This is a genomic window from Methylosinus sp. R-45379 (genome assembly GCF_001644125.1).
Classification (GTDB): Bacteria; Pseudomonadota; Alphaproteobacteria; order Rhizobiales; family Beijerinckiaceae; genus Methylosinus.
Window position 1 is genome coordinate 1 of record NZ_LUUM01000269.1, and the last position, 26,114, is coordinate 26,114.

At 65.2% G+C, this 26,114-nt stretch carries 15 protein-coding genes; 10 read left to right on the forward strand and 5 right to left on the reverse strand.

All coding sequences use genetic code 11. The features are described from left to right. The coding region (locus A1351_RS16350; RefSeq protein WP_157096348.1) for an efflux RND transporter permease subunit at window positions 1-304 on the forward strand (304 nt) is incomplete at its 5' end. Further along, window positions 301-3,564, forward strand: coding sequence for an efflux RND transporter permease subunit (locus A1351_RS16355; RefSeq protein WP_064033494.1), 3,264 nt, complete (start codon window positions 301-303; stop codon window positions 3,562-3,564). The genes A1351_RS16350 and A1351_RS16355, both read left to right, overlap by 4 nt. Before the next feature lie 68 nt (window positions 3,565-3,632). Here the strand turns inward: A1351_RS16355 and A1351_RS16360 are convergent, their stop codons facing one another. Then, entirely contained in the window at window positions 3,633-3,929 is a 297-nt protein-coding gene (locus tag A1351_RS16360) for a sensor histidine kinase KdpD (RefSeq protein ID WP_083967377.1), read from the reverse strand. Between the two features lie 305 nt (window positions 3,930-4,234). Here A1351_RS16360 and A1351_RS16365 point away from each other — a divergent pair, with 305 nt between their 5' ends. From A1351_RS16365 to A1351_RS16380, 4 genes are read left to right on the forward strand one after another with little or no spacing between them, the layout of a single operon-like run. After that, complete coding sequence (locus A1351_RS16365; RefSeq protein ID WP_198162441.1) at window positions 4,235-6,535, forward strand: TonB-dependent receptor; 2,301 nt, start codon at window positions 4,235-4,237, stop codon at window positions 6,533-6,535. Window positions 6,536-6,557: 22 nt separating this feature from the next. Next, window positions 6,558-7,568, forward strand: a complete 1,011-nt coding sequence (locus tag A1351_RS16370) for an ABC transporter substrate-binding protein (RefSeq protein WP_064033497.1) — start codon at window positions 6,558-6,560, stop codon at window positions 7,566-7,568. Then, the gene (locus A1351_RS16375; protein ID WP_064033498.1) at window positions 7,537-8,571 is read left to right on the forward strand and encodes an iron ABC transporter permease; all 1,035 of its coding nucleotides are present in this window, start codon (window positions 7,537-7,539) and stop codon (window positions 8,569-8,571) included. The genes A1351_RS16370 and A1351_RS16375 overlap by 32 nt, the downstream gene beginning before the upstream one ends. After that, a complete protein-coding gene (locus tag A1351_RS16380) occupies window positions 8,568-9,350 on the forward strand; it encodes an ABC transporter ATP-binding protein (RefSeq protein WP_166671866.1) in 783 nt (260 codons plus the stop codon). The genes A1351_RS16375 and A1351_RS16380 overlap by 4 nt, the downstream gene beginning before the upstream one ends. Here the strand turns inward: A1351_RS16380 and A1351_RS16385 are convergent. Next, the gene (locus A1351_RS16385) at window positions 9,329-10,297 is read right to left on the reverse strand and encodes an LLM class flavin-dependent oxidoreductase (protein WP_245267497.1); all 969 of its coding nucleotides are present in this window, start codon (window positions 10,295-10,297) and stop codon (window positions 9,329-9,331) included. The genes A1351_RS16380 and A1351_RS16385 overlap by 22 nt on opposite strands. 243 nt (window positions 10,298-10,540) lie before the next feature. Here A1351_RS16385 and A1351_RS16390 point away from each other — a divergent pair, with 243 nt between their 5' ends. Further along, on the forward strand, window positions 10,541-12,676 hold the full coding sequence (locus A1351_RS16390; RefSeq protein ID WP_064033499.1) for a DNA topoisomerase: 2,136 nt from the start codon (window positions 10,541-10,543) through the stop codon (window positions 12,674-12,676). 17 nt (window positions 12,677-12,693) lie between these two features. On the opposite strand, the gene A1351_RS16395 is transcribed toward A1351_RS16390, so the two are convergent. The 3 genes from A1351_RS16395 to A1351_RS16405 all read right to left on the reverse strand — a co-directional run bounded on the left by A1351_RS16395 (window position 12,694) and on the right by A1351_RS16405 (window position 14,991). Further along, window positions 12,694-13,191, reverse strand: a complete 498-nt coding sequence (locus A1351_RS16395) for an RES family NAD+ phosphorylase (RefSeq protein WP_024882201.1) — start codon at window positions 13,189-13,191, stop codon at window positions 12,694-12,696. Between the two features lie 8 nt (window positions 13,192-13,199). After that, window positions 13,200-13,550, reverse strand: a complete 351-nt coding sequence (locus tag A1351_RS16400; RefSeq protein ID WP_024882200.1) for an antitoxin Xre/MbcA/ParS toxin-binding domain-containing protein — start codon at window positions 13,548-13,550, stop codon at window positions 13,200-13,202. A gap of 85 nt (window positions 13,551-13,635) precedes the next feature. After that, window positions 13,636-14,991, reverse strand: coding sequence for a glycosyltransferase family 4 protein (locus A1351_RS16405; RefSeq protein ID WP_064033500.1), 1,356 nt, complete (start codon window positions 14,989-14,991; stop codon window positions 13,636-13,638). 565 nt (window positions 14,992-15,556) lie between these two features. On the opposite strand from A1351_RS16405, the gene A1351_RS16410 reads away from it, so the two are divergent. From A1351_RS16410 to A1351_RS16420, 3 genes are read left to right on the forward strand one after another with little or no spacing between them, the layout of a single operon-like run. Beyond that, window positions 15,557-23,029, forward strand: coding sequence for a type I polyketide synthase (locus A1351_RS16410; protein ID WP_064033501.1), 7,473 nt, complete (start codon window positions 15,557-15,559; stop codon window positions 23,027-23,029). A 37-nt stretch (window positions 23,030-23,066) separates the two neighbouring features. Further along, window positions 23,067-24,320, forward strand: a complete 1,254-nt coding sequence (locus A1351_RS16415) for a 3-oxoacyl-[acyl-carrier-protein] synthase III C-terminal domain-containing protein (protein ID WP_051592327.1) — start codon at window positions 23,067-23,069, stop codon at window positions 24,318-24,320. An 11-nt stretch (window positions 24,321-24,331) separates the two neighbouring features. After that, entirely contained in the window at window positions 24,332-26,056 is a 1,725-nt protein-coding gene (locus A1351_RS16420; RefSeq protein ID WP_064033502.1) for a 4'-phosphopantetheinyl transferase superfamily protein, read from the forward strand. The last annotated feature ends 58 nt before the right edge of the window (window positions 26,057-26,114 follow it).

Below are 26,114 nucleotides of genomic sequence, written 5' to 3' on the forward strand. Positions count from 1 at the left end.
GCGCGTCGACGGGCTGGCTCCGCGAGAGGCGATCTATCGGGCGTGCCTGCTCCGCTTCCGTCCGATCCTGATGACGACGCTGGCCGCCATGCTCGGCGCCATCCCGCTCATGCTCGGCTCCGGCGTCGGCTCCGAGCTGCGTCAGCCACTCGGCGTCTCCATCGTCGGCGGCCTGCTCGTGAGCCAGATGCTCACTCTGTTCTCGACGCCGGTCGTCTATCTCTATTTCGATCGGCTGGCGTCTCGTTTCGCGCGGCTCGGCGGCGGAGACGAAGAGCGCGCGCAGGCGGAGGCGACCGAATGAATATTTCGGCGCCTTTCATCGAGCGGCCGATCGCGACCATATTGCTGACGATCGGCTTGACGCTCGCCGGCGCGCTCGCTTTCGTGCGCTTGCCGGTGGCGCCGCTGCCGCAGGTGGACATGCCGACGCTCTCGGTCTCCGCCTCGCTGCCGGGCGCCTCTCCGCAAACGGTCGCGACGAGTCTCGCTGGCCCTTTGGAGCGAAGGCTGGGCGCGATCGCCGATGTGTCCGAGATGACCTCGACGAGCAAGACCGGCCAGACCAGCATCGTGCTGCAATTCGGGCTCGACCGCGACATCAACGGCGCCGCCCGCGACGTTCAGGCGGCGATCAACGCCGCGGCGGCGGATCTTCCCACCGGGATCTCGTCGAACCCCACCTATCGCAAGTTCAACCCCGCCGATGCGCCGATCCTGATTCTCGCCCTTACGTCGAAATCGCTCTCCCGCGCGCAGCTCTATGACGCAGCGAGCAATGTGCTTCAGCAGCGGCTGTCGCAATTTCCCGGCGTCGGACAAGTCGCGATCAACGGCGGCGCTTCGCCGGCCGTGCGTGTCGAGCTCAATCCATCGGCGCTGTTCAAATATGGCGTCGGACTCGAGGATGTGCGAGCGGCTCTCGCTTCCGCCAACGCCAATAGTCCCAAGGGCGATATTATTCGCGGCGGCGCGCGACGGCAGGTCTACACGAATGATCAGGCGACGCGCGCGGATGACTATCTGCCGCTGATCGTCGCCTATCGCAACGGCAATCCCGTGCGCCTCGCCGATCTCGCGGAGGTGACGGATTCGGTCGCCGATGTGCGCAACGCGGCGATCGTGCTGGGCAAGCCTGCGATCGTATTGAGCATTTTCCGCCAGCCGGGGGCGAATATCCTCGAGACGGTCGATCAGATCAAGGCCCAGCTTCCCAAGCTCGCGGCGGCGATGCCGAGCGATGTCGAGATTATTCCGACCTCTGATCGCAGCACGACGATCCGCGCCTCTCTGCGAGACACCGAGCTCACGCTTTTCATCGCCGTCGCGCTCGTCATTGTCGTCGTGTTTCTGTTCATCGGCGAATGGCGCGCCGCGCTGGTGCCGGCCGTCGCCGTGCCAGTGTCGATCGCCGGCGCATTCGGGGCCATGTATCTTCTCGGCTACAGTCTCGACATTCTATCGCTGATGGCTTTGACGATCGCGACGGGCTTCGTCGTCGACGACGCAATCGTCGTGCTCGAGAATATCGAGCGTCATCTCGAGGCGGGCTTGTCGCGGCGCGAGGCCGCGCTGCGCGGCGCGCGCGAGGTCGGCTTCACCGTCCTCTCGATCAGCCTGTCGCTGATCGCGGTCTTTCTGCCCTTGCTGATGATGGGCGGACTGCTCGGACGACTGTTTCGAGAATTTTCGGTCACGCTGTCGATCACGATTCTGGTCTCGCTCGTCGTCTCGTTGACAACGACTCCAATGCTCTGCTCCGTGATATTGCGCGCCGGACCGCGGCGCGACCGCCGTCCGAGCCGACCCTTCGCTCTGATCGCGCGCGGCTATGAGAGAAGCCTTGCCGCGGCTCTGCGTCATCGCGGCCCCGTCATGCTCTCGCTCGTCGCCGCGATCGCGATGACGGTCACTCTATTCGTCATCATTCCGAAAGGCTTTTTTCCGGAGCAGGACACGGGCCGCCTGCAAGGATCGATTCAGGCGGATCAGAGCGCGTCGTTTCAATCCATGAAGGAGAAGCTGGAAGAATTCATCGCAATTATCCAAAATGATCCGGCGGTGGAGGTGGTGGCGGGCAACACGGGGGCGGGCAGCGGAGGCGGGCCGCCCGGCTCCGTGAGCAGCGGTTCGGTCTTCGTCACGCTGAAGAAGCTCGCCGAACGCGACGTGACCTCCGCGCAGGTCACCGAGCGGCTGCGGCCCAAGCTGGGCCAAGTCGCGGGCGCGCGGCTCTTTCTCCAGCCGGTGCAGGATCTGCGCGCCGGCGGGCGGCCCGGCGGCGCGCTTTATCAATATACGCTTTTGGCCGACAGCTCGGCCGAGCTCTCCGAATGGGCGCCGAAGCTGATGCGAGCGCTGCAAGGCAGCAGCGTCGTCGTGGATGTGAATACGGATCAGCAGGAAAACGGCGTCGAGACTTATATCGACATCGACCGGGACACCATGTCTCGGCTCGGCCTCACGCCGGCGCAGATCGACAATACGCTCAATGACGCGTTCGGGCAGCGGCAAGTGTCGACGATCTACAGCGAGATCAACCAATATCGTGTCGTGATGGAGGTCGCGCCGCGCTATTGGCAGGACCCGCAGATTCTGCGCGAGATCTATGTGAGCACGGCGGCCAAGCCGGCGAGCGGCACGGCCTCCTCCGTGCTGCCGGCCGGCTCCGTCACCTCGGCGACGTCATCTGCGACCGCCAATCTTTCGCTCGACTCGGCCCGCAACGCATCGACCAACGCCATCGCCAATTCCGGCCGCAGCGGCGCCTCGAGCGGCTCGGCGGTGAGCACCGCGGTCGAGACAATGACGCCGCTCGTCGCTTTCACGCGCATGAAGCGAGGCGCGACTCCGCTCGCGATCAATCATCAAGGACCTTTCGTCGCGGCGACGATCTCCTTCAATCTCGCGATCGGCGCGTCGCTCAGCGACGCGGTCGCGGAATTCGATCGGGTGAGCGCCGAGATCCGCATGCCTGCGAGCGTGCATCGTGGGATGGAAGGAATCGCTCGCGTTTTTCAATCGTCTCAGAGTGACATGCCTTTACTGATCGTGATGGCGCTGGCGGCGGTCTATATCGTGCTGGGCATGCTCTATGAGAGCTATCTGCATCCGATCACGATCCTTTCGACTCTGCCATCCGCCGGGGTCGGCGCGCTTCTCGCGCTGTTCGCCTTCGGCTCGGAGCTCGATGTCATCGCGCTGATCGGCCTGTTTCTGCTCATCGGCATCGTGAAGAAGAACGCGATCATGATGATCGACTTCGCGCTCGACGCCAAGCGTCAGAGAGGGTGGAGCGATCATGATGCGATCGTCGAGGCCTGCCGCCTGCGGTTCCGTCCGATCATGATGACGACCGCGGCGGCGCTGTTCGGCGCCATTCCGCTGGTGGCGAGCTTCGGCGATGGAGCGGAAATTCGCCGCCCCCTCGGCATCACGATCGTCGGCGGCCTGCTGCTCAGCCAATTGCTGACGCTCTACACGACGCCGGTGCTGTATCTGACGTTGGCCGATTTGCGTGACCGGATAGCCCGTTTGCTGTCGGCGCGCGGAAGGCGAGCTTGAAAATGGCGGCTCGTCCGCCGCTTTCGTCGGGCGTGGCCGGCGGTCGGCTTCGGCGGTAGGGCGTCTCACTACGCCTTGTGGAAAAGCAGGCGGAAGGTCGCGCCGCCGTCCGGCGTGTCCTCCACCCAAATGCGGCCGCGCAGCTTTTCCATCAGCTCGTGCGCTAAGGCGAGGCCGAGGCCGGAGCCGGGCGTCGTCTCGCTCTTGCGCCAAAACGGCTCGAAAATCGCCTCGCGATCTTCGTGCGGCACGCCTTCCCCGTGATCGATCACGCTGACGACCGCGTCGGCGCCGACAATTCTGAGCACATGGGGCGCCGTCGCGACGGCGCCTGAAACTTGCTGCGCCTTTGGCGGTTGCGTCACAGAGGGAGTCGGGTCGCCCGATGACCCCTGGCGTCATCCGCAAAAGCCGCTCATCCGAGATCTGGCGTGGTTTCATTCGAATTCATCACGCTTTCGCTGATAATGCATTTAGCTCGAGCGTCGCCGATTGTTGTTTCGGCAAAGCGCCGCTTTACGGAGCGAAGCGCCTCAAACAGCGGCAAGCTGTTGCAAATAAATCACAATTTTGGAAAAAATGTCCGCCGTCGTGGACGCCGTCGTCATTTTGGATATATAGAATAAATACATAGCTAGTGCGGGCTGAGGCGAAGGCTGGGGATATGATAATGAATCGAGGAATGCTGGCGCGTCCGCTGACGCCATCGTGGTTATATGGCGTTTCGCTGTTGGCGCTCGCGGCTTCCGCCGTCCCGGCGAAGAGCGAAGAAGCCCTGCCGCCTATCGAGATCGGGGCCGACGCCGCGCCGCGGAGCGACCGGGCCAAGGCCGCGGACGCTCCATTTCGCGCCGCCCATCCCGGCGATGCGTTGAGCGGTCCGGCCGCCGACAATAATGCGCCGACACCGAAGAGCTCCGTGTCGATGGAAGGAATCAAGATACTCGGCGGTCCAGCGCAAGCGAGCTCCTATAAAGTGCTCGACATGATGCCGAGCGTGATCGAGGACTCGGCGGATCCCTATGGCCTCTCCTTCAATCGCAGCATCACCGTGCGCGGCGTTTCGGACTTCTTCCTCGCGCGCACCATCAATGGTCTGCCGATCCAGGGCATTGTCGGCGGCGCCGATCTGTTCGATCTCGACGATATCGGCCGCGTCGATCTCTATCGCGGGAGCATTCCCGCCAATCAGGGCTTCGGCTTCTCCAACGCCGCCGGCGTGCTCGATCTCAATTTGCTGCCGCCCAAGGAGAAGCTGAGCGGAACCATCTCGCAGGGCGCGGGCTCGAATGGTTTCCACCGCACCTTCGCGCGCATCGACTCCGGCCGGCTGCCGACGGGAACCTCCTTCTTCGTCTCGGGCTCCATTACCGACGCCGAGAAATGGAAGGGCGACGGCGACGCGCGGCGCAAGAACGTCGCCTTCGGTCTCACGCAACCGCTGGGCGACCAGCTCGAGGTCTCCGTCTATGGCGTGCATAATGATCAGAAGGCGAACGCCTATCTGCCGCTGACCTTTGTCCAGACGCAGAATCTCGCAGCGACCGCCTTCTTCGACTATAATACGGCCTTCACCGGAAAGTCGGGAATCGACGCGAGCTATTATGCTTTCAATCGCACGCGTTACGTCACCAATGCGATATTCGCGGAGATCGCCTATCGCATCGACCCGACGCAATCGATCGTTCTCAAGCCCTATTATTGGCGCAACACAGGATATCAGGAGACGACATCGGGAGCGAGCGTGCGCCTGTGGCCGATTAGCAATTATAATTTGGGCGGCACGATCGAATATAAGAAGCATCTGCCCTGGGACGCGGATTTCGCGCTCGGCTTTTGGAGCCAGTCGGCGGAGCCGGAGCCGCCGCCATTGCATCAGAAGCTCTATACAGTGACCCCGATCGGATCCCTGAATTTCTCGAGCTGGTCGTCGCTCGCGACGAGCGGCACGCATCAATTCTTCAGCCCCTACACGCAATATACGCAGACCTTCGACGCGACGACTGTTTCCGGCGGCGTGCGCCTGCACATAGAAAGCACGCCGCATCTGCAATATTTCAACGCCAAGGGCCTGCCGGACGTCACCTATTCGGACGTTTGGAGCTATCTTCCGACGCCCGACACGAATGGCGTTGCGCCTGCCGTCACCTATTCCGAATGGCTGCCCAATCTCGGCGTGCGGCATCGCCTCTCGGAGGAGTGGAGCGCCAATGCGAGCTATTCGCGCAAGGTCGCCCGCCCGGATTGGGGGCCGCAGGCGAGCTCCTTCCTCGGCGTCGAAGCCGCCTATCTCGCCAAGGGAATCACGCTTGCCTCGCTCATGGGCCGCATTCGGCCGGCGACCGTCGATGCAGTGGACGTCGGCCTGCGCTACGAGACCGGCGATTTGACGATCGCGCCGACCTTCTTCGGCTTCTGGACGCATAAGAAGGAAGTGCTCGTCTATGATCCCGCCGTCGGGCAGAACTATTATCAGAGCAACGCCGCGACGGTCGGCCGCGGCTTCGAGCTCGAGACGAGCTGGAAGGCGACCGACTGGCTGACGCTCACCGGCAGCGCCACAATCGCCTCAGAGACTTATGTGGCGAATATTCAGGCCGGCTCCTCATCCGTGATGCAGATCGGCGGCAAGCAGACGCCCTACACGCCGCGCTATCAGGCCAAGCTCGCGGCGACCTATCATCGCGACGGCTTCGAGATCACGCCTGTCGTTCGGTTCAACAGCACGCGCTATGGTCTCGCGGATAATTCGCAAGCTGTGAGCCCTTACGCCATCGTCGATGTCAACGCCTCCTATGAGTTCGGCACGAAGCTCGGCCTCACGCCGATGACCGTCTCGGCCGGCGTCACCAATCTCTTCGATCATCGCTACATCAGCGCGATCTCGGTGAATGAGACCAATCTGAGCAGCACTTCCTATTATGTCGGCGCGCCGCGGACGATCTTCGCCGGCGTCACGGCGTCTTTCTGAAAGCAATAGCGGAGGCGCGCCCATGTCGTCGCAGCTGGCTCGCATCCTCTGCATCGCTCTGGCGCTTTTGGCGTCGGTCGCGGCTGGCGAATGTCGAACGATCGTCGACATGGATGGGCGAAGCGTGACTCTGCCGGAGAAAGTCGCCCGCATCGTCACGGTGGGTCCCGTGCCGGTTCTGAACGGCTTTCTCTTCGCTTTCGGCCGGCAGCAGTCGATCGTGAATGGCCTGCCCCGTGAGCTGGCGCGGAAATATCAATTCGTCTTCGCGCCGGACCTCGCAAAAAAGCCGCTCCTGCAGAGCTCCTCGAGCGGTCTCGCGATCGAGGACATCGTCGGGCTGCGGCCCGATCTCGTCCTGACAATGGATCGCAGCGCGACGGATAGGCTCTCGGCGCTCGGACTGCCGGCGGTCTTGCTGAATTGGCGTGAGCCGGAGGACATCAAGGCGCTGATGACGCTGCTGGGGGCTATTCTCGATGAGAAAAAAGCCGCTGAAGACTATGTTCGCTATTTCGACGAGGCGCTGGCGCGGATCCGAACGACGCTCGGCTCCGTCGACGAGACGAGGCGGCCTCGCGTGCTCTATGTGAACTACCGGCGTCTCACGCAGCCGCATCGAATCGCCGAATGGTGGATTCCGCACGCGGGGGGCCGCAGCGTCACCTCCGATGGACGTTCGGAGGAGAGCGTCACCTTCTCGCTCGAGCAATTGATCGCATGGAATCCGGAAGTGCTGATCGTCGCCGATCGCGGCGAGGCCGAGCTCGTCGCGGCCGAGCCGCGTCTGCGCGACGTTTCGGCCGTGCGAAGCGGCCGCGTGCATGTCGCGCCCGCAGGCGCACACCTCTGGGCGAATCGAACGATCGAGCAGCCGCTCACCGTTCTCTGGGCGGCCTCGATCATTCATCCCGAAAAATTTTCGCGGACCATGCTCGAGAGTGAAATGTCCGCGTTCTACGAGCGATTTTTTCATGTCTCTCTCTCGAAAGAGCAGATCGATGAGATTTTGGCGGGCTCCGCCGGCCGCTGACGGAGAGGGGCGCGGGCTGCTGCTCGTCTCGGCGCTCGCGCTCGGCGCGCTGATTCTCGCTTCCCTCGCGCTCGGCCGCTATCCTCTGTCGCTCGGCGCCGTTGTGGAGACGCTCATCGGCCGTGGCAATGGCTCGGAGAGCGACGCGACGGCGCAGACCATTATTTTCATGGTGCGTCTTCCGCGCATCGCGACCGCGGTCATGGTCGGCGCCGGTCTCTCGATCGCCGGCGCGGCCTATCAGACCGTCTTCCGCAATCCCATGGCCTCGCCTTCGCTGCTGGGCGTCTCGGCCGGCGCCGGCTTCGGCGCCTCGCTCGCGCTGCTGCTTCATCTCCCGACGATCGCCGTGGAGGCGGCGGCTTTCGTCGGCGGCCTCGCCGCGGTCGGCGCGTCCTATCTCGCGGCGAGCCGAGTCAAAAGCCAGTCGCTCATCACGCTGGTCCTATGCGGCATGGTCATGTCGGCTCTGTTTCAGGCGCTGATCTCGCTGGTGAAATATGTCGCCGATCCGGTCGACACGCTCGCCACCATCACCTTCTGGCTGATGGGGAGCCTCGCCAAGGCCAATGGCGCGGATGCGGCGACGGCGGCGGCGCCGGTTGTGCTCGGCGGCGCCGTCCTGTTCGCATTGCGCTGGCGCATCAGCCTTCTCGCGCTCGGCGACCATGAGGCTGCGGCGCTCGGCGCCGATGTGGCGCGGCTACGCATCATTGTGATTCTCTGCGCGACGGCGATGACCGCGGCGACGGTCTGCGTCGCCGGCATCGTCGGATGGGTCGGCCTGCTCGTGCCGCATATCGCGCGCATGCTGTTCGGCATGGAGCCCGGCCGCGTCATGGTCGCGACGGCGACATTGGGCGCGCTCTTCGTGCTCGGCGTCGACGATGTCGCGCGCTCCGCCTCAATTATCGAGATTCCGCTCGGCGTCATGACTGCGGTGATCGGCGCGCCCTTCTTTCTTTTTCTCGTCATTCGCGCCCGCAGCGAGCAATGGTCGTGACGCCCGCGATCGCGATCGACAGTCTTTCGTTCCGCCGCGCGGAGCGGCTCGTGCTCGACGCGATCTCTTTCGCGCTCGATGCCGGCGAGATGCTCGTGCTGCTCGGCCCCAACGGCGCCGGCAAGAGCACGCTCGTTCATTGCCTGCTCGGCCTCGCGGCTCCGCACGCCGGAAGCGTCCGCGTGCTGGGCGAGGATCTCGACCGCCTGGCGAGACGCGAGATCGCCAAGCGCATCGCCTATGTGCCGCAGGCCGGCCACAGCGCCTTCGCCTTCACAGTGGAGCAGATGGTTCTGATGGGCCGCTCCGCGCATATAGAGGGCGCCGGATCGCCCTCGCGCCGCGACCGCGAGGTCGTGCGGCGCGCGCTGGCCGACACGGGCGTCGAGCATTTGGCGAGCAAGCCCTTCACGCAGATTTCCGGCGGCGAGCGGCAGCTCGCGCTGATCGCGCGCGCCCTCGCGCAGGACACGCCGATCATCGTCATGGACGAGCCGACCTCGAGCCTCGATCTCGGAAATCAAGGCCGCGTGCTCGATCTGATGCGTAAGCTCGCAGCCGAAGGCAAGTGCGTCGTCATGACCACGCATCTGCCCGACCAAGCCTTCAATCTGAAGGCGCGCGTCGCGCTCTTGCGCGATGGCCGCTTGATCGCCGAAGGGCGCGCCGAGGCGGTCTGCGATCTCGGCTCGATGAGCCGGCTCTATGGCGCGCCGCTGCTGAGGCTCTCCGACACAGTGGACAGAGGCGTCGTCGGCTACGTGCCGGACCTCTCCTGAAGCGCCGCCTCGACCAGAGGCCGCGCTTCGCGTGCCAGCAGAGCGAGCGATTTCTCGAGCAGAGGCAGAGGCAGAAAGCCGAAGAAGGCGCTCAGCGCATTCACATAGGTGACGCCGAGCTCGTCGTGCAGCGCGAGAAAGGCCCGTGCGCAAGTCTGCGGCGAGCCGGCGATGACCATGTCGCGATAGAAATTCTCGGGCTCGAGATCCGCCTCGGTGACGACGCCTTTGCGATTGAAGAGGCCGAAGCCGCGCAGCCGCGTCGTCAGCCTCTCGATCGTCGGCCACAGCTCTTCCCGCGCGCTTTCGTCGGACTCGCTCACATAGACGAAACGTCCGAAAGGCGCGCGCGTGGGATCGCCGCCGGCTTCGACATAGGCCTTCAGCAGACGACGCTGATTGGCCATGCTGGTGATGCCGTGCAGAATGAGCGAATGTCCTTCGCGCGCCGCCCAGGCCGCGGTCTCATCCGTATATGTGCCCATATAGATCGGCGGATGCGGATGTTGCACGGGCTTGGGCTCGATGGAGAGCGCGCTTTCGCCGATCGTGATCTTCTCCTCGGTCCAGGCGCGTCGAATGAGCGCGAGATTGTCACGAAACAGCGTGTTCACATTCTCCGCCGGCACGCCATAGGCGTCGAGATATCGGCCATTGCCGCCGCGCGAGACGCCGAAATCGACGCGGCCGTCCGATAGGACATCGAGCGTCGCAATCTCTTCGGCGAGGCGAATGGGATGGTGAAGCGCCAGCAGCAGCACTGAGAAGCCGACGCGCAGGCGCTTTGTGCGGGCGAGGATCGCGGCGGCGAGCGCGATGGGCGAGTGACAGCGCCGCCCCTCGACCTCGATGATGCTGCCTTGGAAATGCTCCTCATTGATCCAGATCGCATCGAAGCCGAGCGCATCGACATGTTCGGCGAGCGCGAGCAATTGCGATGTCGACACGGATTCGAGGCCGCCGCCACAGCCCGAAAGACCAATGCGAAAGCGCTTCGGCGCTCGAACTCTTTCCTCGTGGCTCAATGACGCACCCTCGCTATCGCTATGTCAGCTCGATATATATCGGTGGAGCGGACGCCACAACGGATTTTGCGGACGTTCTCATCCATGGGCGCGGATGTGCTTTTGTTCTTTGTTCGTTCTCGAATATGCGCTACGCTGAAACTCTGTTCGATTCGGCATTGGCGCATGGCGACACTGATCATCACGGAAAAGGCCAGTCAGGCGAAGGATCTTCGCGCGGCTCTCGGCGCGCGCTTCGGGCAGATTCTGCCGGCCGAGGGCCATTTGCTTCGCTTGGCCGAGCCCGAGGAGATCAACCCCGTCTGGAAGCGCTGGTCCTGCGTCGTCCTCAAGCCGGACGGGCTCTATCCGACTCGCGAAGCCTCGCAAGGCAATAAGTCCGCGAAGCTCCGGGCCATAGCGACGGCGCTCTCCGCCTGCGACGATGTGATACTCGCGACCGACTGCGACCGCGAAGGGCAGCTGATCGGCCAGGAAATCCTCGACCATCTCGGCTATCGCGGGCGTGTGCGGCGGGCTCTGTTCACCGCCCAGGACCCGAAGACGCTGCAGCAGGCTTTCGCCCGGCTGAAGCCCAACGCCGACATGCGCCCGCTCTATGAGGCGGCGGTGGCGCGCCAGCAGGCCGATCAGATCTTCAACCTGTCGCTGACGCGGACGGCGACGAAGACATTGCTCTCTCCCGGCGTTCGCGGCGTGATCGGAATCGGCAGGGTCAAGACGCCGACCTTGGCGATCGTCTGCCTTCGCGAATTGGAGATCCGCAATTTCCGGCCGGAGGATTATTTCGAGGTCGTCGCCACCGCGACCGTCGAAGGCGGCAGCTTTTTGATGCGCCATGCTCCGGCGGTCAAGGCGCGGATCAAGACGCGCGCCGAGGCCGAGACGATCGCCAGAGCCGCCAGCGGCCATCAGGGGCCTCTCGGCGTCGCCGTCGATGAAAAGCGGCAGGCGCCGCCGCGTCTCTTCGATCTCCCATCCTTGCAGAAGACCTGCGGCCAGCGCTGGGGATGGACCGCCGACAAGACGCTGTCCGTAGCGCAGGCGCTCTATGATGGCGACGGCAAGAAGCTCATCACCTATCCGCGGGCGGAAGCGCGCTATCTGAGCGAAAATCAGATCGGCGACGCGCCGGCGATCGTCGCCGCGCTGACGCGCCTGCGCGGCTTCGCGCGGCTCGAGATCGCCGCTCCCGTGATCCGGCGCGGCAAGTCAGGCCATTTCTGCGACAAGGCGCTGGAGGGCGTCTCGCATCATGCGGTCGTGCCCAACGTCAATGTTCTCGACGATCTCGAAGTCCGCTTGGCGCGTCTCGACGAGGATGAGAAGCGCCTGTTCGCGCTCATCTGCCGCTCCTATCTGGCCGCCGTCATGCCCGATTACGAATATCGGCAGACCATCGTTACAATGGCGGTTCCGATCGCGGGCCGAAGCGCGGCCGAATTTCGCGCCGTCGGGCGGATTCCGCTGCGGCTCGGCTGGAAGGCGGTCTATCAGGCGATCGAGCCGGACGCCGAGACCGAGGCCGAGCAGACGCTGCCCGCGCTCCGCGACGGCGAGCGCGCGACCCTGTCCGAGCCGCGCGTCGAAGCGAAGAGAACGCAGCCGCCGCCTCGATACAATGAAGGCACGCTCGTCGATGCGATGCAGAATGCATGGCGCTTCGTCGATGATGTCGCGCTTCGCGACCGGCTGAAGGAAGCCAAGGGGATCGGCACGCCCGCGACGCGGGCAGAGATCATCAAGGGATTGAAGCGGCAGAATCTGTTTACAGCGGATGGCAAGCTGGTGCTGCCGACGCCCGCCGGGCTGCAATTGTTCGAGCTGCTGCGTGGCGCCGCGCCCGCGCTGGTCGATCCCGCGACGACGGCTCTGTGGGAGATGCGCCTCGATGAGATTCTCGTCGGCAAGGCGGATTATCACGCTGTCATCGATGGCGTCGCCACCGCCGCGCGGGAGCTGATCGACGCTCTGGTCGAAAAATCGAATGGAAAAGTCGAGCTGACGACCTCGGCGCCGGCGCGTCGATCGGGGCGCAGCCGTCGCAGCGGACCGGCCGACGCTCGCGCCGCGGCGCCAAAGAGCGCGAGCGCGAGTCCGCGGCGTCGTGCGTCGAAGGCGAAATCACCCGCATCGCAGGAGAGCGGCGGCGAAGAGCGCGCCGGTCGCGCCAAAGCGCCAACCGAGAAAATGGTCGCCTATGCGCAAAATCTCTCGCGGGCCAAGAAAGTGAAATTGCCCGAAGGCTATCGGCAGGACTTCGACGCCTGCCGCAAGTTTCTCGACGAGCATGCGAGATAGCGCCAGCTTCTTTCGCGTCACCTCGACAGCCGACCCTCGTCGTCGATCGGCGACAGATAGGACGGAGGGGCGTTTCCCCACGACCAGAGCACGAGGTTGAGATCGTCCTCGCTCGTTCCCGGGGCGAAGCTGCGAACCAGCAGCCCGCAATAGCCAGCGCCGATCAGCCGCCGGGCGAAGCTCTGTGTTCTCGCTTCGCCGCTCGCGCGCATCTCGTCGCGCCAGATCGAAGCCGCGAGCGCGGTCGCGTCCATGCCTTCGCTCGCGAGCGCCTTCGCATCCCGCGCATCGAAAATGCGCTCGAGATCGGCGTCGTAGGACACGAGCGTGGTGGGCTGCAGACTGCCGACCTGATTGGCCTCCCGAATGGCCGTCATGATGGAGAGGCAGCAATACAGCGCGGGAACGCCTTTGGGATTGAAGCGACCGCCATGCAGAGCGGCCCCGTAGCCCGAGAGCGGCTCGCGCGCATAGACGGGATTGAGCGCTCGATAGAGCTTGCCCCTATAGGTGATGGCCGCGCTCAGGCGTGGACGCCCGCATCGACGGCGTCGATATAATCGAGCACCTCGTCCGCCCGGCCGCTTTTGACGAGCTGCATGGCGGTGAAGCCGGAAAAGCCGGCGAGCGGTTCCGAGCGGTACCAGGCATAGGCCAGAAGCGCCGAGCCGAAGCGCGACTCGACCTTGTTGAGGACCTCGACCATCTCCCGCAGGCGACGCTGCGTCTTATCGGAGCGAAGCCGGCTGGCGCGCTGCACGGCGTCCTTGCCCAGGCCGGCGGTGCGGGCGATCTCCTCGCTCGAGGTGCGGAGCATGTCCGCGATCTTGCGGGGCGCGAAAATCCCATCATCCGCATATCGAGCCAGGCTCATGGTTCCGCCTCCGCTGGCCGCCGAATATTATGACGCAATATAGCGTCATAATGGGCGGCGTTCAATGGGCGTGCTTTCGCCCTTTCTAGAGGCTCGTCGCGTCCTCGTGGAGAATTTGCGGCGCGGCCTGCTCTCGCAGGCCGATATGCGCGAGAAATCCGTCGACCATATTCTCGGTCGAGAAGCGCGCGGCGACGCGGGGCGCATTGTCGGCGAGCTCGGCATGCAGGGCGTCGTCGGTCAGCAGGCGTTCGAGCTGGCGCGCGAGATCGCCGCTGTCCCAGCATCGAAAGATCAATCCGCCGGCGCGGCCGCCATCGGCCACCACCTCGGCGACGCCGCCATAATCCGGAACGACCGCCGGAGCGCCGAGGCTCATCGCCTCGGCGACGACCAGCCCGAAGGGCTCGCCATTGATGGAGGGGCACACGGCGCACCGACAATGCGCGAAAAGAGCGTCGCGCGTCGCTGTCGACACGGCGCCCGAATGGTGGAGATCAATGCCGAGATGCGTCACAATGTCGTGGATCGCGGTGCGATAGGCGAGGCCCTTCGCCGTTGCGCCGCAGATGACCAGCTGGAAGCGGAGACCGCGGGCGAGAAGGATCTTCGCCGCATAGAGAAGAAGGTCGATGCCCTTCTCGCTCTCTTGGCGGCCGACGAAGGCGAGGATCGGAAGATCGCGCCGCAGACGCGGAAAGCTTTCCGTCAGAACCGAGAAATCGGGAGCCGGCCCTTCCTTCGGCGGCTCGATCCCGCAATAGAGAATCTCGAGACGAGAGCCGTCGAGACGAAGATCGTCGACGAGGCGGGACGCATAATGCCGGCTGAGGACGATCGCCGGCCAGCGCGCGTTTCGCACCGCCTCGTCCACGCGGCGCCGATAAATATCCATCACGCCGCAGGCCTCCGCGAGGCTCGCGAATTCCTCGTCGCCCTGGAACGTCACCAGATAGTCGAACGGCTTGCGCGTGTGCTTTTGCGCCTCTAGCGCCAGCGAGCCGATCGAGCCGAAGCCCATTTTGACATGGGTGACGCCGTCCTGCTCGATGAAGCGCGCGAGCCTCTTCGCCAGAGCGACATCGGTCTGCTCGTAGCAAAACAGCGAGCGGACCAGATTGCGCATGAGATTTTCGACGAAGCCCGGAACGCCCTGGGCGACGGCGCGCCGCAATTTCCGCGGCAGTCGAAAGGCGATGCGCCCGATGATGCGATCCATGAATTCCGAAGGGCGCGAGAATTGATAGCGCGTGCCGTGGCACAACATTCTCTGCTCGACTCCAGCGGCGAGAAGCTCGGGCGTCTCTTCGAGCATCCAATAGACGACGACCTCGTAACCGCGGCGGCGGAGCGCATTGGCGAGCGTGGCGTCATGGACCGTCGAGCCGAGATAGGAGCCGCTTCCTATGGTGACGATCGCGAATTTGGGACGTGACGTCACGGGGCCGACCTTTCCTCGATGAATTATTGAAATCGACCGGGGCGACGCTTCGCTGCGGCGCGCAAACAGGCGACGGACTCGTCGTCCGCTCCGCATCATCATCATTATCGGAAACCAAGATGTGCGCCAAGTCACAGCAGCTTCGTCCAAATATGCGCATGGTCCGGCTCGGCCCGTCGGCTTCGACGTCTCCAGCGGAAGGAATATCGATCTTCGGATCGGCTTCGGCGAGCGTTTTTGCCCTGTGCCGTAAAGGGATGGCGTAGAGCTTGCTTTTGGGGAGACATCGATGAGCGACTGTGCCGGCGACGAGAAACGAGCCGGCGCGATCTGCATCAGGGCGACGCAGATCGAATTGGATCGCAGATCATGAGGTCGGAGGGAGTTTTGCTCTCCGGCTTTTCGAAGCCGTATATTTAAGCATACTGCCCTGTTTCTGGGTGCGGCGCACAAATTTGGTGTTGCTTTCCAGGAAAGCGCAACTATCAGCTTCGATGTTTGAAGAAATAACGCCTTTGCAATGGTGCTTGTTGCGTCCGCGGGCGCGAATGGGTGGGGCTGAGACATGGAGCGAGTAGCGGCTGTTTCTCCCAGTCGATGCAGAAACGCCGAAATTATCGTCGCGGTCAGCAGGGCCGGCGGCTCCGGGCTTCTCGACATTGGAGCGGACGCCGATCACGACGAGCTCCGCGCGACGCTCACGCGCCTTCACGACAAGGCGGCTGCCGGACGATGGGGGCTGCGTTGGGACGCACAGTTCTCGAGCGTGGCGAGCGTCGCGGAGCTCGAGCGACTGGTGGACGGAAGCGTCGATGTTCTCGTCGTCGCCGGGGTCTCGCGTGACGAGGCCGCGGCGATCCGTGCGAGCGCGACGCGATTCGCCCGCTTCGTCGCTCTCGAGGCCTATGATCTCGAAAGCGCGCTGGCGGCGCAGGATGCGGGCTATGACGGCGTCGTCGTCAAGGGCGCGGAGGCCGGCGGCCGGATCGGCAAATCCTCGTCTTTCATACTGTTGCAGGAATTTTCCGGCGCGCTTCGCATCCCCTTCTGGGTCGAGGGCGGCATAGGGCCGCGCAGCGCCGCGGCGGCGGCGCTCGCCGGCGCGGCGGGCGTCGTGCTCTCCGAGCAGCTCTGGCTCACCGAGGAAGGGCCTTATGGGGCGCCGGCTCTCGCCGCTTCATGGAGCCGGCTGGACGGCGGTGAGACGGTCGTCATCGGCGACGGCTCCTCAATGGTGCGGCTTTCGAGCCGGCACGGAAGGGAGAAGCTGCGCGCGCTGGAGCGCGCTGTCGCGGAGGGCGAGGATTGGCGGGCGCTGCTGCGCCGGGCGTCGCAGGGCGAAGACCCTGTTCTGCCATTGGGTCAGGACATCGCCTTCGCGGGCGGATTCGCGCGCCGCTATGGCTCGACCGGGCGCGCCGTCGCCGCCATCGCCGAGACGCTGGAGACAGCCGCGCCGGGCGTCGACGGGCTTTTCGCAGAAGGCTCCGATCTCGCGACCCTTCTCGGCGTGCGCTATCCCATCGCCCAGGGGCCGATGACGCGGGTGAGCGATGTCGCGCCTTTCGCGCGCGCCGTGGCGGATGGCGGCGGCCTGCCCTTTCTCGCTCTGTCGGTGCTGCGTGGGCCGCAGGCGCGCGCGCTGCTCACGCAGACGAAGGCGCTCATGGGCGAGACGCCCTGGGGCGTCGGCATGCTAGGCTTCACGCCGCTGGAGCTGCGCCAGGAGCAGATCGAAGCCATTTCCGAAACCAAGCCGCCTTTCGCGATCATCGCCGGCGGACGTCCGAGCCAGGCGCGCGAGCTCGAGGCGCTCGGCGTCTCGACCTTTCTGCATGTTCCCTCGCCTGGCCTGCTGCAGGGTTTCTTGAAGGAGGGCGCGAGAAAATTCATCTTCGAGGGCGGCGAATGCGGCGGCCATACCGGCCCGCGCACGAGCTTCGTCCTATGGGAATCCGTGATCGAGATTCTTGCCGACGCCAAGATCGACGATCCGCGCTCGGTGCAGATTCTCTTCGCCGGCGGCGTGCATGACGCCCTATCGGCGGCGATGGTCTCCTGCCTCGCTGCGCCGCTCGCGGCGCGCGGCATGAAGATCGGCGTGCTGATGGGCACGGCCTATCTCTTCACCCGCGAGGCGGTGAGCGCCGGCGCGATCCTCGAGGAGTTCCAGAATCGCGCGCTGCGCTGCGAGGAGACGGCGCTTCTGCAATCGGGCGTCGGCCTCTACACGCGCTGCGCCGCGACGCCCTTCTGCGACGAGTTCGACGCGACGCGCCGGCGGCTCATTCGCGAGGGGAAGTCGGACGAGGAGATATTGGTGGCGCTGGAGCTGCTCAATGTCGGCCGTCTGCGCATCGCATCCAAGGGCCTCGCGCATAAGGGCGAGCAGAAGGGCCTCGACGAAACCGGCCGCTATGTCGAGCTGGATGTCGAGGCGCAGCGGCGCGAAGGCCTCTATATGATGGGCGAGGTCGCGCGCCTGCGTCGCGACACGCTCTCGATCGCCGAGTTGCACGAAGAGGTTTCGCAAGGCTCCGCCGAGCTGCTCGCGAAGCGGCGCGCCATGGCCGAGGCGGCGAGCGCGCGCGCCACGAGAGAAAAGGGCGAGGACATCGCCATCGTCGGCATGGCCTGCGTCATGCCCGGCGCGAAGGATGCGCGCGCCTTCTGGCGCAATATCGTCCAATCGGTCTGCATGTTCCGCGAGGTCTCCGAGGATCGCTGGCGTCCGAGCGATTTCTTCGACACGGCCCGCGCGCCGGATCGCGTCTATTCGAAATGGGGCGCCTTCCTCGACGAGATCGCCTTCGATCCGACCGCCTATGGCATTCCGCCGGCGAGCCTGCCCTCGATAGAGCCGGTGCAGCTGCTGGCGCTGCATGTCGCGACGCAAGCGCTGGCGGACGCCGGCTTCGATCGCCGGCCTTTCCCCAAGGACCGCACCGCGACGATCTTCGCCAGCGGCGCGATGAACGAGCTCGGAACGCTCTACGTCTTCCGCACGCTGCTCTCGCATTATCTGCCGAAGGTCGCCGGCCTCTCGGAGGAGACGCGCGCGCATATCGTCTCCTCTCTCCATGGAAAGGAGCTGCCGCAATGGACGCCGGACTCCTTCCCCGGCTTTCTGGCCAATGTGGCCGCGGGCCGCGTCTCCAATCGCCTCGATCTGCGCGGCGCCAATTTCACCGTCGATGCGGCCTGCTCCTCCTCGCTCGCCGCGCTCGACGCCGGCATTCGCGAGCTGCAGTCGCATGACGCCGACGTGGCCCTGGTCGGCGGCATAGACGGCGCCAATGGCTGCATGGCCTTCATGTCCTTCGCCCAGACCCATGCGCTGTCGCCGACCGGCGTCTGCCGCCCCTTCTCGGATGCGGCGGACGGCATTGTGCTCGGCGAAGGCGTCGCGGCGATCGTGCTGAAACGCCTCTCCGACGCGGAGCGGGACGGCGATCACATCTATGCGGTGGTCAAGGGCGTAGGCAGCTCGAGCGACGGCCGCAATCGCAGCCTGACCGCGCCGGACAATAGAGGCCAGGCCCTGGCGCTGCAGCGCGCCTATGAGAAAGCCGGCGTCAGTCCGGCGAGCGTCGCGCTCATCGAGGCGCATGGCACCGGCACGGCCGTCGGCGACAAATGCGAGATCAAGTCGATGACCCAGGTCTTCGGCGAGGATGGCGCGGCGCGTCAGTCCTGCGCGGTCGGCTCGGTCAAATCGATGATCGGCCATACCAAGGTGACGGCCGGCCTCGCGGCGATCATCAAAGCGTCCTTGGCGTTGAAACATCGCGTGCTGCCGCCGACGCTCGGCGTCGACAAGCCCAGCTCGCGCGTCGATTTCGCGCAGACGCCCTTCTATGTGAACACAAGCGCGCGGCCATGGCTCGCGCGCTCGCCCGATGAGCCGCGGCGCTGCGGCGTTAGCGCCTTTGGTTTCGGCGGCACCAATTTCCACGCCATCCTCGAGGAATATGACGGCGGCTATCGCGAAAGCGACGTCGAGAATTTCACGCCGCGCGCCGCCGAGATCATCCTGGTGACGCGCGCCGACGGCGCCGAGGTCGAGCGCGCGGCGCAGAGCCTTCTCGAGCGGCTCGTCCATCCAGACCTTCTCGCGCTCGGGCAGCTCGCCTATTCGCTGCATCTCGACGAGCAGGCGATCCGCCTGCCCGCCGGCGAGCCGGTGAGCCGGCTGGCGATCGTCGCGACCTCGGTCGAGGATCTGAAATCGAAGCTCGAATTCTTCCTGCGCCAAGGCAAGGGCAAGCGCACGATCAAAGCGCCGCAAGGGATCTATTTCCACGATCGCGGCGCGCAGGCGCCGGCCGGCGGCGTCTGCATGCTGTTTCCCGGACAGGGTTCGCAGAAGCTGGACATGCTGAGCGATCTCGTCATGTCGCGCCCGTCGAGCTACGGCGTCTTCGAGCACGCGGATCAGGCTCTCGCGGGCGCGCTGCCGCAGCGGCTCTCGCAATATATCTACCCGCTCCCGAGCTTTTCCGAGGAGGAGCGCGAGCGTCGCAAAGCGGAACTCGACGATACGCGCGTCGCGCAGCCGGCGCTCGGACTCGCCGATCTCACCGCCTATGATCTTCTCGCCGAATTCGGCCTCGCGCCCGATTTCGTCGCCGGCCATTCCTATGGCGAATATGTCGCGCTCTGCGTCGCCGGCGCGATCTCGCGCGACGATCTGCTGCGTCTGTCGCAGATCCGCGGCCTGATTTCGGCCGAGGCCGCCGCGGCGGATGGCGGGACGATGGCCGCCGTCGCCGCCGATGAGGCGCGCGTCGCGCAAGTGATCCATTCGCTCGGCCTCGAGGTCGCGATCGCCAATCTCAACGCGCCCGACCAGACGATCGTCGCCGGCGGCGGCGCGGCGATCGACAGAGCGGTCGAAGCTTTCCGCGAGCAGGGTCTGCGCGCCAAGCGCCTGCCGGTGACGGCGGCCTTTCATTGCGCCGCCATGGCCCCGGCGCAGGCGCGCCTCGCCGCGCAATTGTCGAAAACCGCCTTCACGGCGCCGAAGCTGCCCGTCTACAGCAATACGACCGCCGCTCCCTATCCGAGCGAGGCGCGGGAGATAGAGGCGCTGCTGGCGCGCCATATCGCCGAGCCGTTGCGTTTCGTCGAGGAGATCGAGCGCCTCTACGAGGCCGGCGCGCGCGTCTTCATCGAGGCGGGGCCGGGAATGGTTCTGAGCGGCCTCGTCGATCGCATTCTCGGCAAGCGAGAGCATGTGACGCTCGCCGTCGACGCGCCGGAGCGCCCGGTATGGCTGCAATTCGGCCATTTGCTCGCCCAGGCGATCACGCTCGGCCTGCCGGTGGATTTGGCGCAATGGTTCCGTCATCGGGGCTTTGCGGAGATCGGTCTACCAGCGCTGTTCGAAAAGGCCGAGGCGGCGGCCGATCCGCCGGCCTCCGTCTGGCGCGTCAGCGGCGGAAAGGCGGTCCCTTGGCGCGCTCCGGCCCCAACGGCCGAGAAAAACTCGGCGCCCGAGCCGATCCGCATTCCGAGCGAGAAGCCGCCCGCGCCCGTCGCCGTCAATGGCGCGAGCGGACCCCGAAAGCCCATCGAATCGAATGGCGTCGCAGCGACGCCGATCCTGCATCGAAGGAGAGAGTCCGTGAACGACCGCGAGCCGAAATCCGGCGATCCCGCGCCCGTCGCGGCGAGTCCACGAGGCTCGCCGCCGACGATGGCGCGGATGCGCAGCGAGTTGACGCAACTCATCGAATTGCAGCGCGAGCAGCAAGTGACGCTGCAGCGCTTCATCGCCTTGCAGGAACGGCTCCTATCCGCCGACGCCGGCTCCGACGCTTACTTCGAGCAGGCGTTGGAGCAGGCGCCGGAGCCCGCCCGGTTCGAAGCGCCGCAGCACGCCGAACCGGCGCCGTCCGCGCCGCATCGGCTGCTGACGCCGAGCGTGCCGGTGCCCGTGCTGCCCGAGGCGGTTCTCGCTGCGGTCAATGGAGCGGCCGCCAATGGAGCCGCCATCGTCTCTGCTGCGCCCATCGCCGAGGCGCCGCCACGCATCAATGGAGCCGCGGCCCCGAAAGCCGAGGGCGCGTCGATCGAAATGCCGCCGACCGCGCAATTCAGAGCCGAGCTTCTCGCGACGATGATCGAGCGCACCGGCTATTCGGCGGAAATGCTGGATTTCGACGCGCATATGGAGGCCGATCTCGGCGTCGACTCCATCAAGCGGATCGAGATTTTCAATCAGCTCAAGGATCGCTTCCCCTTCATGGAGGGGCAGGACGAAGAGACGATCTTCGACGAGCTCGCCGGCCTCAAGACATTGAACGCCGTCGTCGAATGGTACGACGGCCTGCAGGCGCGCCGCGCGGAAACGGAAGGGTCCGACTCGGCAAAAAAATCTCCGGCTCCGTCGTCTCTGTCCCCGCTGGGGACGGTGGAGTCCAATAATGAGACAGTGGGTTCCGAAGAAACGCTTCGCTATGTGCTCGGCCCCCTCGCCGCGCCGCGCGCCGCGCGGGCGTCGGAGATGGACGGCTATCCTTACGAGCGCGTGATCCTCGTCGTCGGCGAGGCGACGCCGGTCGCCGAGGCGCTCGACGCAGCGCTGAAGGCGCGCGGCTATCAGGTCTGGCGGGCGCTGCCCGGCGACGAGACCGCCCAGCTCGCGACGGATGCGATGACGATCGACTTCGCCGATCCCGAAGGGGTGAAGGCGCTGGCGACGCGTCTCGCCGAGGGCCGCCATCGCGTCGGCGCGCTGTTCAACCTCGCCGGGCTCGACGCCGAGGGCGTGGACGATCGGCGCCGGCTCGACTGCGCGCGCAATCTGTTTCAGCTGCTCAAGACTTTCGAAGGGGATTTGAAGGACAGCGCGGGCCGCGGCGGCGGCTGGCTCGTCAATGTGACGGCGCTCGACGGTCAATTCGGCCTGCGGCGACAGCAAAGGTTTTCCGCCGCGGCGGCGGGCTCGCTCGGCGTCGCCAAATCCGCCGCGCAGGAATGGCGGGATTTGCGCGTGCGCTGCATCGATGTCGATCCGCATCTCGCGGCGGACAAGATCGCGCGAGAGCTGATGATCGAGGCCGGCCTGCGCGCCTCGCCACTCGAGATCGGTCTCACCGAGGACGGGCGCTGGACGCTCGATCTCGCCCAGGCGAGCGCCGCGGCGGCCGAGATCGAGAGCCTGCGCCTCGATCCCGAGGCCGTCGTTCTCGCGACCGGCGGCGCCTATGGCATCACCGCCGATATAGCGAGAGCGGTCGCCTCCGCCTATCGTCCGCGACTCGTCCTCGTCGGACGCAGCCCGGCGCCGGCGGCGGAGCCCGAGGAGACGCGGCGACTTTCCGCGAGCGAGCTGAAAGAGTTTCTGATCGGCAGGCTGCGCGCCGAAAATCCGAAGGTCAAACCCGTCGAGATCGAGCGCGTCTGGAAGCGCATGCTGAAGGATCGCCAGATCCTCGCCAATCTCGAGGCGATGATTTCTGCCGGCGCGCGCGTCGAATATCATTCGCTCGACATCACCGACGCCGACGCTTTCGGCCGGCTCATCGACGATGTCTATGCGCGCTTCGGCCGCATAGACGGCGTGCTGCATGGCGCCGGCGTGCTCGACGATCGCCTCATTCGCGACAAGACGCTCGACTCCTTCGATCGCGTCTTCACGACCAAGGCGACGCCGGCCTTCACGCTGATCGAGAAGCTGCGTCCCGAAGGGCTGCGCTTCCTGCTGTTTTTCTCGTCGATCGCGGGGCGTTTCGGCAACGCCGGCCAGAGCGACTATAGCGCGGCCAATGAGGTGCTGAACAAGCTCGCCTCGCGGCTGAGCCTCGAATGGCCGAAAACGCATGTCGTCGCGATCAATTGGGGGCCGTGGAACGGCGGCATGGTCACTGACGAATTGCGCCGGCTCTACGAGTCCAAGGACATTCGCACGCTCGAGATCGAGCAGGGGCGGCAGGAATGCCTGGACGAGCTGGCGCGCGGCGCAACCGGAAATCCGGAGATCGTCGTCGCGGCGAGCATGCAGAAAATAGCGCAATTGGCGCTGCGCCAGTAAGGCGTCGAAGCGGGCGGGTCGAAGAGGGGGTTGAGAAATGTCTTTTGCACTTACCGAGCGCTTGACGCGCGCCAGCGTTAAAAATGCTTGTTGTCTCACCGATTTCGTTCCGGTGCGCATGGCCGATCCGACGCCGCAGGGGCTGACGCTGGAGCTCAGCGCCTATGGATTCGCGCGCGCCTTCTGCTCGCGCAACGGCCTTACCGACAAAGAGGCGTTTTTCGCCAAGCATCAGGAGATCAGGCAGAAATTCTCGAACTACGGCCTGTCTCCCGCTGTCGTGAAAGCGCGACAGCTCGTCTTTTTTCCGCGCCTCAAGGACATCGTCTTCGCCGACGGGGAATTCTCCGTCAACGAGCCGGAAGAAGAATATATGCGGCTCTTCGACAATTACCGCGATCTCAATCCGAAGGATTTGAAGGCGCGGCACGAGAGCTACGCCCACGTCGCGGATGATTGCCTCGAGAAAATGTACGCCGACGCTTTCGAGGCGCCGGACGATCTCATCCATGTCACCTGCTCGGGCTATCTCGCGCCGAGCCCGGTCGAGCGCATGACCGCGAAAAAGGGCTGGCTGCGCACGACGGTCACGCACAGCTATCATATGGGCTGCTACGGCGCCTTTCCGGCCATACGCATGGCGCATGGCTTTCTCGCCTCCTCCCATATGGGCGTCACGCCGCCCAAGGAGCGCGTCGATATCGTGCATACGGAGATTCTCTCCGCGCATCGCGACGCCGAGGAGCTCACCGCGCAGAACATCATCACCATGACGCTGTTCGCGGACGGCTTCATCAAATACTCCGCCGTCACCGAGGATTATCTGAGGAACCAAGGTCTCTCCGGCCTCAAAGTGCTCGCTTATAACGAGCATCTCCTTCCCGACTCCGCCGACGACATGACCTGGGTGCCGGGTCCGACGCGCTTCCATATGAGCCTGTCGATCATGGTGCCGGTGGTCATCAAGGCCGCGGTCAAAGGCTTTGTCGAGGATCTTCTGCATCGCGCCGGGCTCGATTTCGAGCGCGAGCGCAGCCGGCTCTATTTCGCCATTCATCCGGGCGGACCCAAGATCGTCGAGCATATCCAGTCGGAGCTGAAGCTCGACGACGATCAGGTGGCGATGAGCAAGAATGTGTTCTTCGAGAATGGCAATATGTCCTCGGCCACCGTGCCGCATATTCTGAAGGCGATCGTCGAGGAGCGCTCCATTCCCACCGGCGCGCATGTCGTGGCGCTGGGCTTCGGCCCCGGTCTCACCGCGACCGGCCTCGTGCTCGAGAAGATCTGAGCGCGGATCGCATGGACGCCGTGCTCGAAGCGCAGGATCGGACAGTGTCGAGGCGCCGCGGCGCGCTGCCTTTCGTCGGACGCGTCATCGCCGCGACGCCCGGCGAGAGCGTCCTCGTCGAGCGCATCCTGCATCTCGACGAGGACCTCTATCTCGCCGACCACGCCTTTGTTCACGCGCCCGGCGTCAAGCCGCTCTCGGCCTGCCTGCCCGTGCTGCCGATGATGATGAGCATAGAGGTAATGGCGGAGGTCGCCGCCTGTGTCGTTCCGGGACAGGGGCTCATCGGCGTCGAGGAGATCAAGGCGACGAGATGGATCGATCTCGTCGATGTCGAGGCCACGATTCTGACGATCGAAGCCCGTCTCGACCGCTACGACCCGCAGCGCGAGGCCACTTTCGTGCGCGCGGCCATTCGCGCGGAAGGTCAGAGCGGGCCGTCGGTCGAGGCGACTCTGCTGTTCGGCCGCCATTATCTGCTGGAGCTGTTCCCGGATTTCGGCGCGCTCGACGCGGGAACGGCGCTCAGGGTCGACGCCGCGAGCCTCTACGCCGAGCGGCATTTGTTCCATGGCCCGGCCTTCCGCTGCCTCTTCGGCGAGGTTTTCGTCGAGGATCGGCGCATCGCCGGCCATTTGCGCATCCCCTCGCCAGCCGGCCTGTTTCGCTCCACAGCGGAGCTTCAGCTGCTGCTGCAGCCCTGCGTGCTGGACGCCATCTGCCAAATGGTCGGCGTCTATGCGATGCAGCGCGATCGCTATGCTTTTCCCGTGGGGCTCGGCAAGCTCGAGCTCTACCGGCCGACGCCGCCCGCGGGAACGCTCGTCCCCGTGCGCATCGAGCTTCGGAAAACGGACGGCAAGACCATTCACGCCGATGTCGAGGCGGAGGATGGCGAAGGCGGCGTCTGGATGCGCATCGCGGATCTGCGCTGCTGGAAATTCCAATGGGAGCGGCGTCTCGTCGATTACCGCCGCGCGCCCGGACAATTTCTGCTCGGCCGCCCCGCGCCGGTCGGCGACACGGCCGACGGCCCGCTGGTCCTCCACCTCGCCGAGCCCGATCTCGGCAAATTCGATCCGCGAATGCTCGCGCGCGATTGCCTCGGCCTCGAGGAGGCCGCCGTCTATGAGAGTCACGCCCGTTTTCCGGCGCGCCAGCGCCAATGGCTGCTCGGCCGCGCGGTCGCCAAGGATTGCGCCCGGCGCTGGATCAGCAACCGTACGGGGGCCGAAATGGCGCATCCGGCCGCGATCCTCGTCCGATCCGATCCGGCCAGCCGCCCCTATGTCGCCGGCGCGGACGGGCGCGAGGCCCTGCCCCATGTCAGCATCGCCCATTGCGAAGATCGGGCGATCGCCGCCGCCCATAGCGGGCGCGTCGGCGTCGACATAGAGCGGATCGCCGATCGGGACGACGGATTTCTCGCCGCCGTCGCCGGCCCTGACGAGCGCGAGAAGGTGAAGGCGCTCGGAGCGGCCCGCCGCGCCGAATGGATCACCCGGCTCTGGGGAGCGAAGGAGGCGGTGGGAAAGCTGCTCGGCTCCGGCGTCGACGGAAGGCTGAAATCGCTCGAAGCGGTCGATTTTTCGCCAGACGGGAGCGTTCGAATCCAGGATCGGGAAACCATGTTCGCCTATGCTGTCGAGACTATAGAAAGCGATGGCTTTATAATAGCTTGTGCGACGGAGGACGCCCCTCTTCCGCCCCGAGGCGAGGAATGCGCCTCGGCTTGAGTATTTTCCGAGGGCGCCGCAATGTCCCCTAGGGGCGGCTGGCGGCGAGGTGGAAAGG

What these genes read in the sequence shown, in the direction of transcription:
- A1351_RS16370 (WP_064033497.1), top strand. Translation starts at nt 6,558, where the DNA reads ATGTCGTCGCAGCTGGCTCGCATCCTCTGCATCGCTCTGGCGCTTTTG.
- A1351_RS16410 (WP_064033501.1), top strand. Translation starts at nt 15,557, where the DNA reads ATGGAGCGAGTAGCGGCTGTTTCTCCCAGTCGATGCAGAAACGCCGAA.
- A1351_RS16375 (WP_064033498.1), top strand. Translation starts at nt 7,537, where the DNA reads ATGAGATTTTGGCGGGCTCCGCCGGCCGCTGACGGAGAGGGGCGCGGG.
- A1351_RS16390 (WP_064033499.1), top strand. Translation starts at nt 10,541, where the DNA reads ATGGCGACACTGATCATCACGGAAAAGGCCAGTCAGGCGAAGGATCTT.
- A1351_RS16355 (WP_064033494.1), top strand. Translation starts at nt 301, where the DNA reads ATGAATATTTCGGCGCCTTTCATCGAGCGGCCGATCGCGACCATATTG.
- A1351_RS16400 (WP_024882200.1), bottom strand. Translation starts at nt 13,550, where the DNA reads ATGAGCCTGGCTCGATATGCGGATGATGGGATTTTCGCGCCCCGCAAG.
- A1351_RS16365 (WP_198162441.1), top strand. Translation starts at nt 4,235, where the DNA reads ATGAATCGAGGAATGCTGGCGCGTCCGCTGACGCCATCGTGGTTATAT.
- A1351_RS16415 (WP_051592327.1), top strand. Translation starts at nt 23,067, where the DNA reads ATGTCTTTTGCACTTACCGAGCGCTTGACGCGCGCCAGCGTTAAAAAT.
- A1351_RS16420 (WP_064033502.1), top strand. Translation starts at nt 24,332, where the DNA reads ATGGACGCCGTGCTCGAAGCGCAGGATCGGACAGTGTCGAGGCGCCGC.